This window comes from Skermania sp. ID1734, from assembly GCF_007489285.1.
Lineage (GTDB): Bacteria > Actinomycetota > Actinomycetes > Mycobacteriales > Mycobacteriaceae > ID1734.
Window position 1 is genome coordinate 123,869 of sequence record NZ_VLIY01000013.1, and the last position, 14,148, is coordinate 138,016.

14 protein-coding genes are annotated in these 14,148 nt (G+C 65.5%); 3 read left to right on the forward strand and 11 right to left on the reverse strand.

Annotated features, from left to right (window positions below):
- Positions 1 to 47: 47 nt before the first annotated feature.
- The 4 genes from FOS14_RS17155 to FOS14_RS17170 all read right to left on the reverse strand — a co-directional run bounded on the left by FOS14_RS17155 (position 48) and on the right by FOS14_RS17170 (position 4,028).
- Positions 48 to 671 (reverse strand): TIGR03085 family metal-binding protein, encoded by a 624-nt coding sequence (locus FOS14_RS17155; protein WP_143772025.1) that lies wholly within the window; start codon positions 669 to 671, stop codon positions 48 to 50.
- Positions 671 to 2,464: a ribonuclease J gene (locus FOS14_RS17160; protein WP_143772026.1), complete on the reverse strand. Its 1,794-nt coding sequence runs from the start codon at positions 2,462 to 2,464 to the stop codon at positions 671 to 673. The genes FOS14_RS17155 and FOS14_RS17160 overlap by 1 nt, the downstream gene beginning before the upstream one ends.
- The gene (dapA, locus tag FOS14_RS17165; protein ID WP_143772027.1) at positions 2,461 to 3,366 is read right to left on the reverse strand and encodes a 4-hydroxy-tetrahydrodipicolinate synthase; all 906 of its coding nucleotides are present in this window, start codon (positions 3,364 to 3,366) and stop codon (positions 2,461 to 2,463) included. Before dapA ends, FOS14_RS17160 begins: the two co-directional genes overlap by 4 nt.
- A gap of 80 nt (positions 3,367 to 3,446) precedes the next feature.
- The gene (locus tag FOS14_RS17170; RefSeq protein ID WP_143772071.1) at positions 3,447 to 4,028 is read right to left on the reverse strand and encodes an SDR family oxidoreductase; all 582 of its coding nucleotides are present in this window, start codon (positions 4,026 to 4,028) and stop codon (positions 3,447 to 3,449) included.
- An 84-nt stretch (positions 4,029 to 4,112) separates the two neighbouring features.
- On the opposite strand from FOS14_RS17170, the gene FOS14_RS17175 reads away from it, so the two are divergent.
- The 3 genes from FOS14_RS17175 to FOS14_RS17185 are packed head-to-tail and all read left to right on the forward strand — an operon-like array spanning position 4,113 to position 5,390.
- A complete protein-coding gene (locus tag FOS14_RS17175) occupies positions 4,113 to 4,412 on the forward strand; it encodes a type II toxin-antitoxin system PemK/MazF family toxin (RefSeq protein ID WP_143772028.1) in 300 nt (99 codons plus the stop codon).
- 45 nt (positions 4,413 to 4,457) lie between these two features.
- The gene (locus FOS14_RS17180; protein ID WP_143772029.1) at positions 4,458 to 4,910 is read left to right on the forward strand and encodes a hypothetical protein; all 453 of its coding nucleotides are present in this window, start codon (positions 4,458 to 4,460) and stop codon (positions 4,908 to 4,910) included.
- Positions 4,911 to 4,946: 36 nt separating this feature from the next.
- Entirely contained in the window at positions 4,947 to 5,390 is a 444-nt protein-coding gene (locus FOS14_RS17185) for an SRPBCC family protein (RefSeq protein WP_143772030.1), read from the forward strand.
- Positions 5,391 to 5,409: 19 nt separating this feature from the next.
- Here the strand turns inward: FOS14_RS17185 and FOS14_RS17190 are convergent, their stop codons facing one another.
- The 7 genes from FOS14_RS17190 to FOS14_RS17220 all read right to left on the reverse strand — a co-directional run bounded on the left by FOS14_RS17190 (position 5,410) and on the right by FOS14_RS17220 (position 13,811).
- Positions 5,410 to 5,862: a flavodoxin family protein gene (locus FOS14_RS17190; protein ID WP_143772031.1), complete on the reverse strand. Its 453-nt coding sequence runs from the start codon at positions 5,860 to 5,862 to the stop codon at positions 5,410 to 5,412.
- On the reverse strand, positions 5,859 to 6,326 hold the full coding sequence (locus tag FOS14_RS17195) for a hypothetical protein (protein ID WP_143772032.1): 468 nt from the start codon (positions 6,324 to 6,326) through the stop codon (positions 5,859 to 5,861). Before FOS14_RS17195 ends, FOS14_RS17190 begins: the two co-directional genes overlap by 4 nt.
- A complete protein-coding gene (dapB, locus tag FOS14_RS17200) occupies positions 6,323 to 7,084 on the reverse strand; it encodes a 4-hydroxy-tetrahydrodipicolinate reductase (RefSeq protein ID WP_143772033.1) in 762 nt (253 codons plus the stop codon). The genes FOS14_RS17195 and dapB overlap by 4 nt, the downstream gene beginning before the upstream one ends.
- 20 nt (positions 7,085 to 7,104) lie before the next feature.
- On the reverse strand, positions 7,105 to 8,208 hold the full coding sequence (locus tag FOS14_RS17205) for an alcohol dehydrogenase catalytic domain-containing protein (RefSeq protein ID WP_143772034.1): 1,104 nt from the start codon (positions 8,206 to 8,208) through the stop codon (positions 7,105 to 7,107).
- 5 nt (positions 8,209 to 8,213) lie between these two features.
- Positions 8,214 to 9,959 carry an acyl-CoA dehydrogenase family protein gene (locus FOS14_RS17210; RefSeq protein ID WP_143772035.1) on the reverse strand — a complete coding sequence of 582 codons (1,746 nt, stop codon included), beginning with the start codon at positions 9,957 to 9,959 and terminating at the stop codon, positions 8,214 to 8,216.
- A 62-nt stretch (positions 9,960 to 10,021) separates the two neighbouring features.
- A complete protein-coding gene (locus FOS14_RS17215; RefSeq protein ID WP_255450418.1) occupies positions 10,022 to 11,302 on the reverse strand; it encodes a pitrilysin family protein in 1,281 nt (426 codons plus the stop codon).
- A 121-nt stretch (positions 11,303 to 11,423) separates the two neighbouring features.
- On the reverse strand, positions 11,424 to 13,811 hold the full coding sequence (locus FOS14_RS17220; RefSeq protein WP_255450419.1) for a polyribonucleotide nucleotidyltransferase: 2,388 nt from the start codon (positions 13,809 to 13,811) through the stop codon (positions 11,424 to 11,426).
- Positions 13,812 to 14,148: the final 337 nt, after the last annotated feature.

Genomic DNA, 14,148 nt, shown 5'->3' on the forward strand with positions numbered 1-14,148 from the left:
CGCAACACCTGTCTCAGTAAGGAAGAGGTTGTGATATCAGTGGCGCATCAGATGCTGCGGTCCAATCCCAGTACCGCTTGCACGGCGTGGGGCTCGCCAGTCGCCTCGATGCGCACCTCGTCACGACCGAACGCGTGCAACAGCAACTCCGACGGTTTGGCGGTGATCGTGACCGTCGAGTCACCGCCCTTGTGCACGACCTCCCGACGCCCGTCCGGTGTCGCGAGAACCACGGTCACCGGAGCCGAGCGGTAGGCCATTCGGCCCATTCTGCGCACGGCCGACCACAGCGTGGCCTCGTCCCGATCGTCGAGTCGGCGCGGTTCCCAGCCAGGTCTGCCGCGACGAACGTCCTCGTGGTGGACGAACATTTCGGTGGTATTCGCGAAAGTGTCCACCGGTCGCAGCGGCGACCACACGGGCGGTCCGCTGCGAATCTGGTCGAGTAGATGCGCGAACTCTTCCCGCGCGACTTTGCGGCGCACCCGTTCGGTGTAGCCGGCCAGTTGCTTGATCAGGATGCCCGGACCCGTATCTGGACGGCGTTCGCGAATAACCAGGTGTGCGGCCAGGTCCCGAACTGTCCAATCACCGCAGAGCGTGGGGGCGTCCGGACCGGTCTCAGCCATCGTCGCGGCGAGTGCCTGCCGTTCCCGTTGCGCGAGAGTCATCAGACCCCAATCACCGTCGGCACGATCATCGGTCGCCGTCGGTACTTCTCCGACACCCAGCGCCCGACAATGCGGCGCACGCCCTGGGCGACCCGATGGGTGTCGGTGACGCCCTCGGCTGCTAGCCGGACCAGCTCAGCCTCCACGAGTTGCGCGGCCTCCTTCAAGGCCGCGGGGTCGTCGGAAAATCCGCGCCCGCTGACTTCCGGTGTGCTCACGGCCTTCCCGGTGGTCGAATCGATAGCCAGCGTGATCGAGATGAAGCCGCCCTCCCCCAAGATCAGCCGATCCGACAGGGTCGAGTCGCCGACATCGCCCACGGACAGGCCGTCGACATACACATGCCCCACAGGCACCCGGCCCACAATTTGCGCGATTCCGTCCACAACGTCGACCACCACGCCGTCCTCAGCGAGAACGATGCGCTCCTTCGGCACACCGGTGGCCTCGGCCAGCGCGGCGTTCGCGCGCAGGTGCCGCCACTCCCCGTGCACCGGCATGGCGTTGCTCGGCCGCACCGCGTTGTACAGGTAGAGCAACTCCCCCGCCGACGCGTGGCCCGACACGTGCACCTTCGCGTTCTGCTGGGTGATCACGGTGGCGCCGCGCCGAGCCAGGCCATTGACCACGGCAAAGACCGAGTTCTCGTTGCCGGGAATGAGCGAGGACGCCAACACGACGAGGTCATCGCTACGAATGTTGATCTGCGAATGCTCGCCACGGGCCATCCGAGCCAAGGCCGACAGCGGCTCCCCCTGTGAACCAGTGGAGATGAGTACCAGCTTGTGGTCGGGAAGTGTTGCGGCCGTGTCTATATCAACCTCGACGCCGTCCGGGACGTAGAGGTAGCCCAGTTCCTGCGCGATGCCCATGTTGCGCACCATCGACCGACCGATGAAGCACACCCGACGGCCGTATCGGTGCGCGACGTCGACGACTTGCTGGATGCGGTGCACGTGGCTGGCGAACGATGCGACGATCACTCGTTGCTTCGCCTTGCCGATGACGTTGTCGAGCACGCCGCCGATCTCGCGCTCGGGGGTGACGAAGCCCGGGACCTCCGCATTCGTCGAATCGATCAGCAACAGGTCGACGCCTTCGTCGCCGAGGCGAGAGAATCCGGCCAAATCGGTGAGGCGTCCATCGAGCGGCAGCTGGTCGAGCTTGATGTCGCCGGTATGCAGCGCGACGCCGGCGGAGGTACGGATCGCGACGGCGATCGCATCGGGAATCGAGTGGTTCACCGCAAAGTATTCGCACTCGAACGGCCCGTGCGTGGTGCGCTGGCCCTCGGTGACTTCGATGAGCCTGGGCTGCTGGTGATGCTCGCGACACTTCGCCGCAACGAGAGCGAGCGTGAACTTCGACCCGACCACCGGGATGTCCGGGCGCAGCCGCAGCAGGAACGGCACCGCACCGATGTGGTCCTCGTGACCGTGCGTGAGCACGAGCGCCTCGACATCGGACATCCGGTCCTCGATGTGCCGGAAGTCGGGCAGGATCAGGTCGACGCCGGGCTGCTGGTCCTCCGGAAACAGCACGCCGCAGTCGACGATGAGCAGTCGGCCGTCGTGCTCGAAAACCGTCATGTTGCGGCCGATTTCGCCGATGCCGCCGAGCGCGACTACCCGCAGCGAACCCTTCGGCGGCTTCGGCGGGGTACCGAGCTTGGCCGCGGGATCGGCCGCATCGACGACCGGTGGTCGCCGGTCGGGACGCTGCTGCGCCGCGGACGTTTGCGGCGGACCGGCGCTGCGCGTGGCACGTCCCCGTGACCGCTGCGGCCTACTCACGCGACTCCCAGTTCCGCCAGAGCGGCGGCAAGCTCGTCGGATTGCTCCTTCGTGGCGGCAACAATCGGCAGCCGTGGCTCGCCGACGTCTATGCCCAGCACGCGCAACCCCGCCTTTGACGCGGGAGCTCCACCGATCCAGGAGACCGTGCGGGTCAATCGGGTGAGCGACAAGTTTATTTCGCGTGCCCGGACGACGTCGCCGCGGTTGAAGGCCTCGTGCAGTTCACGCAGATGTCCGGGCACCAGGTGTCCGATCACGCTGACGAACCCCACCGCGCCGACCGACAGCCACGGCAGGTTCAATGCGTCGTCACCGGAGTAAAAGTCCAGTCCGGTGGTGCCGATGAGCTCGGCACCGGCGTTGAGGTCGCCCTTGGCGTCCTTCATTGCGACGATGCGCGGATGCTCGGCGAGGCGCTGAATAGTGCCGAACTCGATGGGCACCACGGACCGTGGCGGGATGTCGTAAAGACACACCGGCAGGTCGGTGGCGTCGGCAACAGCCGTGAAATGCGCGTACAGACCATCTTGAGTGGGCCGCGAGTAGTACGGGGTGACCACGAGCAGTCCGTCCGCTCCCGCGCGGGCGGCGTCGCGCGCGAGCTCGACGCTGTGTGCCGTGTCGTTGCTGCCGGCTCCGGCGATGATCTTGGCGCGATCGCCCACCGCCTGCACGACGGCGCTCAGCAACTCCAGCTTTTCCTGCTCCGTGGTGGTCGGCGATTCACCGGTGGTACCGGCGAGGACCAGACCGTCGCAACCCTTGTCGACCAAGTGGGCCGCGAGCCGGACACCCCCATCGACATCCAGCTTTCCCTCGGCAGTAAAAGGAGTCACCATCGCGACGGAAACTGTGCCGAAAGGCCGCCCAGAAGTCGTGGCGGATTCACCGTTGGTCATGGTCAGAAGGCTACCCGGTGACATTCGGACCCCACCACGCGACAGCTACTCCGATCGTGTCGCCGATCGGCGTGTCGCCACTAACGGATCGCGTCGGTGATCAGTTCATCGCCATTGTTGTAGGCGTACTGCCGACCGATTGTCGTGTCGTGGTCCAGCGCGGCGACGATCGTTGCCGCCACGTCGCCGCGGCTGACGCTTTGCGCGGAACCGCCCACCGAGATCCGTCCGGTCGGCTCGTCGAGGGTGAGGCGGCTGGGTTTGAGGATGGTCCAGTCGAGGTTGCTGGCCGTCAGGTGAGCGTCGGCCGCAGCCTTGGCTTCGGCGTAGTGGAAGAACGAGTTCGACGGGTCAACGCCGTCGTCAGTGCCGGCACCGAAGTAGGAGACCATCACGTAGCGAGTGACGCCGGATCGCGCCGCCGAATCCATGCTGCGGATTGCGGCGTCGCGGTCGACGGCGTAGGTTCGCGCGGGATTTCCGCCACCCGCGCCAGCCGACCACACCACCGCGTCGAATCCGCATAGTAACTCGTCGGTGCCGGCGTCATCGAGGTTCTCCACGTCCGCAACCCGCGGCGTGGCACCCGTTTGTGCGACGTCGCCCGCGTGGTCTGGGTTGCGGATGATCGACGTCACCCGATAGCCGGCGTCGACAAGCATCGGCGCGGCGAGCAGCGCCACTTTGCCTGGCCGCCGATGATCGCAACGTTGGGATAAGAAGGCATATCCGTAAACTACGGCGATATGAGGCGTGGCGAGGTGTGGTCGTACACATCGACCACTCGAACGCCGCGAGTGCTGGTGGTATCGAGCGACATGCTCAACTACGCGCGCCTGCCAATCGTTGTCGACGTCACCGAAATCGAATCCTCCTTCACCACGCTCGGCCTGCTAACGGTCAGCCTTGGCGACGGCATCGGTTATGCGCGTTGCATGGGGCTGTTCAGGGCTGAACCGTCCCGCTTTGAGGCGCTTCTCGCCCAAGTTTCGGACGACGTGATGGAGCAGGTCGATATGGCGTTACGCGTGGCGCTTGACCTGTAATTTTCGGTCATTGACTGGCGTCAGATATGGCGTCACCATGGCGTCATGGATCTCGATACCTACACCGCCCGATTACGCGACGATTTGCGCGCCGCGGCCGCGCTCGGCGACGAGCGAACCCAACAGATTGCGGACGCGCTGTCCACTGCGGCAGCCACGTCCGCACGATTAATGCTGCTCAATGCTTTGTCCGACTTCGCCGCGTCGGTCAATGAATCGCTCGAGCATGTGTCCGTGCACGTGGAAAGCGATGGCACGCACGTGCGCGCCGATGTTCGAGCGAAGGACGAATACACCGAATCGCCTGGGCACCCCTCCTTCGAGGAGATGACCGGCGACATCAGTCGGGTGACGCTGCGTCTGGTCGAGCAGATCAAGGCCCGTGCCGAGGAGGCCGCCGCGCAGAGCGGGCAGTCGCTGAACGCCTGGCTCTCCAACGTAGTGCAGGGCGCCTTGCGCGATCAGATGTGGCGCGGCGGCAACAACCGCTACTATTAGAACTTGTTCTAGTCGCAGCGCGGGCGGGAGTTGGGCATGGCGGTTTCCGGAAGCAAAGAATTCGATGTCAAGGCCACCCCTGCCGAGGTGATGGCGGTGGTCGCGGCTGTCGAAGAACTTCCCAATCGATCTAAGGCGCACCGCTCGGCCGAAGCCGAGACTCGTTACGACGACGGCCGGCCGAAACGCGTGCGCGCGAAGGTCAGCACCGCGGGGTTCAGCGACGAAGAGGTCACCGACTACACCTGGGACGACGACCACAAGGTGACCTGGACGTTGGTGTCGAGCGGTGTGCAATCCAAGCAAGTCGGGTCCTACACGCTAACACCGACCGACAACGGCACCCACGTGCTGTTCGAGTTGGAAATCGACGTGAAGGTGCCAATGCCGGGCTTTCTGTTGAAGAAGGTGCTCGGCGGGGCGCTCACGTCGGGGAGCAAGGACTTTGCGAAGTACGTGGAGAATCGGCCGAAGTCATAGGTCGCCGGTCAGCACATCCTCAGGCCATCATCGACGCAGCGACCGTCGCGCCCAACTCCCAGCAGGCTTCCAAGTCCTGTTTCGTCGGCTTACCCGAGACCACTACGTACTCAGCGGCTTTCACCCAGCCCAGTCCGGTGGTGATCGACGTGACACCACGCTCTGCACCTTCGGTGCCCTGATTGCCATGCATGTATAGCCCGAACGGGCGCCCGCCCGTCGAATCCAGGCACGGATAGTAAATGCAGTCGAAGGCGTGTTTCAGCGCACCGCTCATGTAACCGAGGTTCGCCGGGGTGCCGAGAAGGTAGCCGTCGGCTTCCAGGACGTCGGTCGCGGAGACGGTCAACGCCGGCCGCCGAACGACATCCACGCCCTCGATCTCGGGATCGGTCGCGCCCTTCACGACCGCCTCGAACATCTCCTGCATGAACGGAGACGGCGTGTGATGGATGAGCAGGAGAGTACTCATTTGGCCGTCTCGAGCCGCTCCAGCGCCACTGCCCGCCGCATTGCTTCACGCGCCCGACTCCGGTCGCCCGCATAGTCATAGGCCCGGGCCAACCGGTAGGAGTTTCGCCAACTGTCCGGGTCGGCCTCCCATTCGGTCTTTACCCGGGCGAACAGCGCGTCAGCGGCGTCGCGCTCGATCCGCCCGGAAGGCCTGCGCGGCAGATCGCTGACGTCGAGTTCGAGCCCCTCGTCGTGGATCCGCCGTGCCAGATGCTGATGCCGCAACCCGGCTCGCAAGGTCGTGGCCACCACCCAGACTCCGAGCAGCGGCAAGATCAGCACCCCGACGCCAAGACCGATCGCGATCGGCCGGCCGTCGCGGATCAGCGCGACGCTGCGCTCCCCCAGCAGGACGAAATAGAAAGCCAGCGCCGCGACCAGAAATGCGACGAAAGCGACTACCTGGATGACTTGCCTGCTCATAGGTCCAGCAACGGTTCGATGCCGAAGGTCAGGCCGGGCCGTTGCCCGATCTGGCGCACAGCGAGCAACACACCTGGCGCGAATGACGTCCGGTCGATCGAGTCGTGCCGGATGGTCAGCGTCTCCCCCGCAGTCCCGAGCAGCACCTCTTGATGCGCCACGAGGCCGGCCAGCCGAATCGAGTGCACATGCACACCGTCCACCTCGGCGCCGCGCGAACCCTCCAGCGCGGTGGTGGTGGCGTCCGGACTCGGGCCCACACCCGCGGCCGCGCGCGCCTCCGCGATGAGCGAGGCGGTCCGGTAGGCGGTGCCCGACGGCGCGTCGACCTTGTTCGGGTGATGCAATTCGATGACCTCTACGGAGTCGAAGAACCGTGCCGCCTGCTGCGCGAACCGCATGCACAGCACCGCACCAATGGCGAAGTTCGGCGCGATGAGCACGCCGGTCCCCGGGCTGTCTGCCAACCACTGCCGCACCTGGTCGAGCCGGGCCTCGTCGAATCCGGTGGTGCCTACCACCGCGTGAATCCCGTTGGCGATCAGGAACTGCAGGTTGTCCATCACCACGTCCGGGCGGGTGAAGTCGACGACCACCTCCGTCTTGGTGTCGACGAACGCCTCGCGCGGGTCGTCCTTGTCTACGGCCGCCGACAACTGCATGTCGTCGGCCGCCGCCACAGCCGCACAGATCGCCTGGCCCACTTTGCCCTTGGCGCCGAAGACACCTACCCGAATCGGCTCACCCGCCACAGTCATCCTCCGTGATAATCCTTGCGTCAGAACACGATTACCTGACGCAGCGCCGTTCCCGCTGCCAACGCATCCATGCCGGCATTGATCTCGTCCAAACTGATCCGCGCCGACACCAACCGGTCAACCGGCAACTTCCCGTTGCGCCACAACTGCGCGTAGATCGGGATGTCGCGCTCAGGCAGCGCCGACCCCAGGTAGCTGCCAATGATGGTGCGCGCCTGCGCAACTAACCCCAATGGCGAGATGGTCGCCAGCGCATCGGGCGCGGGGAGGCCGACGGTCACCGTGGTGCCCCCGACAGCCGTCGCCGACACTGCCATCTCGAAGGCCCGTGCGTTGCCGACGGCCTCGATGACCAGATCGGCGGTCACACCCTGTTCGCTCAACTGCGCCGGGGTGTAAACCGCGTTGGCGCCCAACGCCGTTGCGTCCTCCAACTTGGCGGCGACCGCGTCGACGCCGATGACGTCACCGATGCCGAGGGACACCGCTGTCAAGACAGCGGCCATCCCCACCCCGCCGAGCCCGACCACCATGATGCTCTGGCCGTGCACGGGCTTGCCCGCGTTGAGAACGGCACCGCCGCCGGTCAACACCGCGCAGCCCAGCACCGCCGCTACCTCGGCCGGAATGTCGTCGTCGACCGCGACCACCGAGCGCCGATCCACCACCGCATGCGTCGCGAAACCCGATACGCCGAGGTGGTGATGCACCTCAGTGCCGTTGCGATACAACCGCCGCCCACCACCGAGCATGGTTCCGGCATTGTTGGCGGCGCTGCCCGGCACACAGGGCGTCCGGCCGTCCGACGCGCAGCCCGCGCAGTTACCGCATCTGGGCAGGAACGTCATCACCACGCGTCGTCCGAGCAACTCGGGATCGACCCCGGCGCCGAGCTTTTCGACCCGGCCCGCGGCCTCGTGACCGAGCAGCATGGGTACCGGACGCACCCGGCTGCCGTCCACTACGGACAGGTCCGAGTGGCACAGGCCGGCGGCCTCGATACGGACGAGCAGCTCACCGGGACCCGGCTCGTCCAAGTCGAGTTCGGTGACGACGATCGGGCCGCTCTCGGCATAGGGCCGTGGCCGACCGATCTCCTCGAGAACCGCGCCGCGAATCTTCATGAGTCTCAGGCTCGCATCTCGTAAGCGCCGTCGTAGCTGGCCACCTGTTCCCACACCCGGTCGAAACGGCCCGTGTCAACGACCGGCTTGCGAATGGCGCCAAGAGCCCACTCCTGCTGCGCAGTAGTCGAACTCGGTCGGCCCAGCAGCGTCACGGCATGTGCGGAGAAGTCGCGGATCTGGAAATCGAAGATCTGATCGAGGACGTCCGCGTCGAGGCCCATGATGTCAGCCTGCTCGAGAATCAACTGGCCGTAGACAACCAGCGAGAACAAGTGTCCGCCGACCAGCAGGAAATCGAGATCCTGCTGTTGTTCGGCGCTCGGCGCCGCGGTGAGCATCAACTGCTTCAGGGCCTGTGCTTGTTCATAAAATCGCGCGACATTCGTTGTGCTCGAATGCTTTTCGTACACCCGGGTCCAATCGGCGAATTGCACCTTGGACGCGCCCCGAGCCGGGCCCTGCGCCCAGAAGAACACGTCGTCCGCCGGATCGTTGCGCGTGCCGATTTCGGGATATTCGGTGGGGTTGAACAGGTAGTTGGGCATGAACTTGAGGATCTGCGCCACGTTGACGTGCACCGTGCCCTCGAGGCGCGGCAACGTGCCGATCAGCTGGGACGCCTCGCAAAAATAGGTGTTCTTCTCGAACGCCTTGGCCGCGATCACGTCTTTCAGCAGTGTCATCACGGTCTCCCCCTCGGAGGTGACCTTGGACTTGGTGACCGGATTGAACAGCAGATAACGCCGGTCGTCGAGGCTGGCGCTGCGGAAGTAGTCGATAGCCCGGTCACTGAACAGCTTCATCGCGACCAGCCGGGCATAAGCGTCGACGAAACCCGCACGCACATGCGGGAAGTCGGTGACGGGATTGCCGTACAGGATGCGGTTGTTGGCGTGCGTGATGGCCTCGTAAAACGAGTGCTCGCACATCCCGATCGAGCCGCTGCACAGGTTGAACTTGCCGACGTTGACGGTGTTCAGCGCCGCCGAGAACGCCTCCGGACCGGCGTGCAGAATGTCTTCCTCGCGAACCGGATAGTCGTGCAGCCGGAACTGGCTGACGTACATCTGTCCGTGCACCACGCTGTCGATCAGTTCATAGTTGGGGTGCTGGCTGTCCGCCGCGAACCAGATGTACCCCTCGGCCCCGGCGACGTCGTCGCGCCGGCCGAAGACCGACACCATGGACGCGACGTTGCCGTTGCCGATGTAGTACTTCTCGCCCGAAGCGCGAAACGCGATCCCGTCCTTTGCGTCTTCGTCGCTCGCTGGAGTGAGCACAAGATCGGTGTTGTAGATATCAGCGCCGTGGTCGCGCTCGGACAAGCCGAAGGCCATGACGCCGCCCGCGTCGAGGTGCTCAGCCGCCCGCAGCTTGGCGTCTTTGTTCTCGCTCTGCCAGATCGGGCCGAGACCGAGGATGGTGACCTGCTCGGTGTACCAGTAGGCGAGGCCGTAGAAGCCGAAGATCTCACTCAGCGCCGCATTGCGTGCCGTGTCCCAGCGCTTGTTCGGGTCCCCGTCTGCATATTCGGACGGGGTAAGGAACGTCGCAAACAATCGCTCACGTTTGACGAAATCGAGAAAGTCCGAGACCCAGACAGCGTCGAGATCGTCACGCAGCAGTTGCTGCTTACCGCGCTCCTCGAACCAGTCGATGGTCGCGCGCAGCAGTCGACGGGTCTGGCCATCGAAGTGCCGGGGCTGGTAAGTATTCGGGTTGAACAGCAACGAGCCGTTGTCTGCCATTCGCTGGCCTTTCCTTCGGCGACGAACTGAAACCTACCAGCGCCGCCCGACACCGCCACACGTCAGCCGACGAGCGCGCGAACCGCTTTGGGCAGGTCCTTTTTTCGCTTGTACGGTCCCACTACGGCGACACCGAGCGGGCCCGCCAACAACTCGGCAGCAACATTGCCCACCTGCTCTGTGGTGACGGCGTCGATCCGCGACAGCGTTTCCGAGATGCTGCGATGGTTGCCGTAGCTGAGTTCGCTACGACCGATCCGGTTCATCCGTGACCCGGAATCCTCCAAGCCGAGCACCAGCCCGCCACGCAGCGAGCCCTTCGCGCGCGCACACTCCGCGTCGCTGATGCCGTTGGCCGCGATGTCGATCAGCACCTCACGCGCGAGTTCCGTTACCGCGCCGAGGTTTTCCGGCTGACAGCCCGCATACACCGAGAATGCGCCGGTATCGGCGAAGGTGTCGACGCTGGAATACACCGAGTACGCCAGCCCACGCTCCTCGCGGATCCGCTGGAACAGCCTGGAACTCAGCCCGCCGCCGACCGCGGTGTTGAGCACTGACAGCGGCCACCGGTGATCGCCCTCGTGCCGACCGAACGCCCGCACGCCGAGGCAGATGTGCGCCTGCTCGCTGTCACGCGTCGTCAGGCTCAGCGCCGGCTGCTGCGCCAATCGGAGCTTGCCTTCCCGACGCGGAGCGGGAGTCACGTCGTGGCGCAGCCGGTCACCGAAGGCCCGCCGCACCAACTCCACCGTGTGCTCATGCTCGACGTTTCCTGCCACCGCAACCACCATGCGCTCCGGCGTGTAGCGGCGCACGTGGAACGAATGCAGCTGCTGCCGGGTCATCGATTCGATCGACTCGACTGTGCCGATCACCGGACGCCCGATCGGATGATCACCGAATACCGCGCCCAGAAACGCGTCGCCGACCAGATCCTCCGGGTCGTCGTCGCGCATCGAAATCTCTTCAAGCACCACTTGGCGCTCCACATCGACGTCGGCGCTGCGGCACAGCCCGCGCAGCACCACGTCGCTGACCAGATCCACCGCCAGCGGCAGATCGTCGTCGAGCACGTGCGCGTAGAAGCAGGTGTGCTCCTTGGCGGTGAACGCGTTGAGCTCGCCGCCCACCGAATCCATGGTCTGCGCGATGTCGAGGGCACTGCGCGTCGGTGTCGCCTTGAACAGCAGGTGCTCGAGAAAATGCGCGGCGCCGGCCACGGTGCGGCCCTCGTCGCGCGCGCCGACGCCTACCCAGATGCCAACCGAGGCCGAGCGCACGCCGGGCACGTGCTCGGTGACGACGCGTACGCCGCCGGGCAGGACCGTGCGCTGCACCACGCCGTCCGAGACCGCCCCGGCGTAGCGATTGGTGCGACTACGCCGCTGATCACGAGCAAATGGCGCCGAAAAACGCTCGAAAGGCGACCAAATGCTCGTGATCAGCAGTGTGGTGGGGTGCTTACTCAGCCGACGTCTCCGCGGTGGGCGCGGCCGCCGACTCATCACCAGCGGCCTCCGGCGAGGCGCCGGTCTCCGGTGCGTCGGACGCAGCGGCTGCGGTGTCTGCAGTGACAGCCGTCTCTGCAGCGTCTGCAGCGTCTGCTGTGTCCTCTTCGGGCACCGGGATCAGCGAGATCTTGCCGCGGTTGTCGATATCGGCGATCTCCACGCGCAGCTTGGTGCCGACGTTGACGACGTCCTCGACCTTGGCGATCCGCTTGCCGTTGCCGAGCTTGCTGATGTGCACCAGCCCGTCACGACCCGGCAGCAACGAGACGAACGCGCCGAACGCCGTCGTCTTGACAACGGTGCCGAGGAAACGCTCGCCGACCTTGGGCATCTGCGGATTGGCAATGGCGTTGATCTTGTCGATCGCGGCCTGCGCCGAGGGTCCGTCGGCCGCGCCGACGTAGACAGTGCCGTCGTCCTCGATGGAAATGTTCGCGCCGGTCTCCTCGGTGATCTGGTTGATCACCTTGCCCTTGGGCCCGATCACCTCGCCGATCTTGTCAACCGGCACCTTGATCGCGGTGACCCGCGGGGCATGCGGGCTCATGTCGTCAGGCGTGTCGATCGCCTCGGCCATGACCTCGAGGATCGTAGTGCGGGCGTCGTGCGCCTGCGCGAGAGCACCGGCGAGCACCTTGGACGGAATGCCGTCGAGCTTGGTGTCGAGCTGCAGCGCGGTGACGAAGTCCTTGGTGCCGGCGACCTTGAAGTCCATGTCGCCGAAGGCGTCCTCGGCGCCGAGAATGTCGGTCAGCGCCACGTAGCGGGTCTCGTTGTCGACCGTGTCGGAGACGAGGCCCATCGCGATGCCCGCGACCGGCGCCTTCAGCGGCACACCGGCATTGAGCAGCGACAGCGTCGACGCGCACACCGAACCCATGGACGTCGAGCCGTTGGAACCGAGCGCCTCGGAGACCTGCCGGATGGCGTACGGGAACTCCTCCTGGCTGGGCAGCACCGGGATCAGTGCCCGTTCGGCCAGTGCGCCGTGGCCGATCTCGCGGCGCTTCGGCGAACCGACGCGGCCGGTCTCACCGGTCGAATACGGCGGGAAGTTGTAGTGGTGCATGTAGCGCTTGCTGGTTTCGGGGCCGAGCGAGTCGATCTGCTGGGCCATCTTGACCATGTCGAGGGTGGTGATGCCCAGAATCTGAGTCTCGCCGCGCTCGAACAGCGCCGAGCCGTGTGCCCGCGGGACCACTGCGACCTCGGCCGACAGCGACCGGATGTCGGTGATGCCGCGGCCGTCGATGCGGAACTTGTCGCGCAGGATGCGCTGGCGCACCAGCTTCTTGGTCAGCGACCGGAAGGCGGCACCGAGTTCCTTCTCCCGGCCCTCGAACTGCTCGCCGAGCTGACCGAGGATCTCGAGCTTAATCTCGTCGGTCTTCTCGTCGCGCTCCTGCTTGCCGGCGATGGTCAACGCCTGCGCGAGCTTGTCCTTGGCGGCGGCTTCGACTGCGGCGTAGGCATCTTCGGCGTAGGCCGGATACAGCGGGTATTCGCCGGTCGGCTTGGCGGCCTTGGCGGCGAGGTCCTGCTGCGCCTTGCACAGGCGTGCGATGAACGGCTTGGCGGCCTCGAGACCCTCCGCGACGACCGACTCGGTGGGCGCGGTCGCGCCGCCGTCGATGAGTTCGATGACGTTCTCGGTGGCCTCGGCCTCGACCATCATGATGGCCACATCGCCGGAATCGGTGACCCGACCGGCGACGACCATGTCGAACACCGCGTTCTCGAGCTGCTCGACGGTCGGGAAAGCCACCCACTGGCCGGCAGGAGCGGAGCCTGTGGAGCGACCATCGGAGTCACTGATCAGGGCCACCCGCACGCCACCGACCGGGCCGGAGAACGGCAGCCCGGCGATCTGGGTGGACGCCGACGCCGCGTTGATGGCGACCACGTCGTACAGGTCGTTCGGGTCCAGGCTCATCACGGTGACCACGACCTGGATCTCGTTGCGCAGGCCGTCGACGAACGACGGGCGCAACGGCCGGTCGATCAACCGGCAGGTCAGGATCGCGTCGGTGGACGGGCGGCCCTCGCGACGGAAGAAGGAGCCGGGGATGCGACCCGCGGCGTACATCCGCTCTTCGACGTCGACGGTGAGCGGGAAGAAATCGAAGTGCTCCTTGGGCTGCTTGCTGGCCGTGGTGGCCGAGAGCAGCATGGTGTCGTCGTCGAGGTAGGCGACGACCGACCCGGCGGCTTGGCGGGCGAGGCGACCGGTTTCGAAGCGGATCGTGCGGGTACCGAACTTACCGTTGTCGATGACGGCGGTGGATTCGAAAACGCCTTCCTCGACCTCGATTGCCCCTGTGTTTTCTGTTGTTGTCATCTCTGTCTACGTGACCTCTCGTCTGCGCCGTACGCGCAAAACTTCAGCGCCCGCTGGCGCGGCTCACCCGGCACGTGTCCCCTTGGACTCGGCTGCGCGGTGGCGGTCATCGATCGAAGCTCCCCGGTGACAGCTCGCGGCGTCCCGAGTAGCCACTACCGAAGACCGACGCCACGACTGGCAGGTGGGTACGGCTCTAGTGGCAGGTGGATGGGCTCATCCACCAGGTTTGTGTGTCAGTTCCATTGCTGTGGCGCTCCGCCACATGCACGAAAGCCAACGAGGCTTAGTCTAAGCGTTGCCTCGTTGGCTTCCTCGCGATTGCGCGCGTGATTGC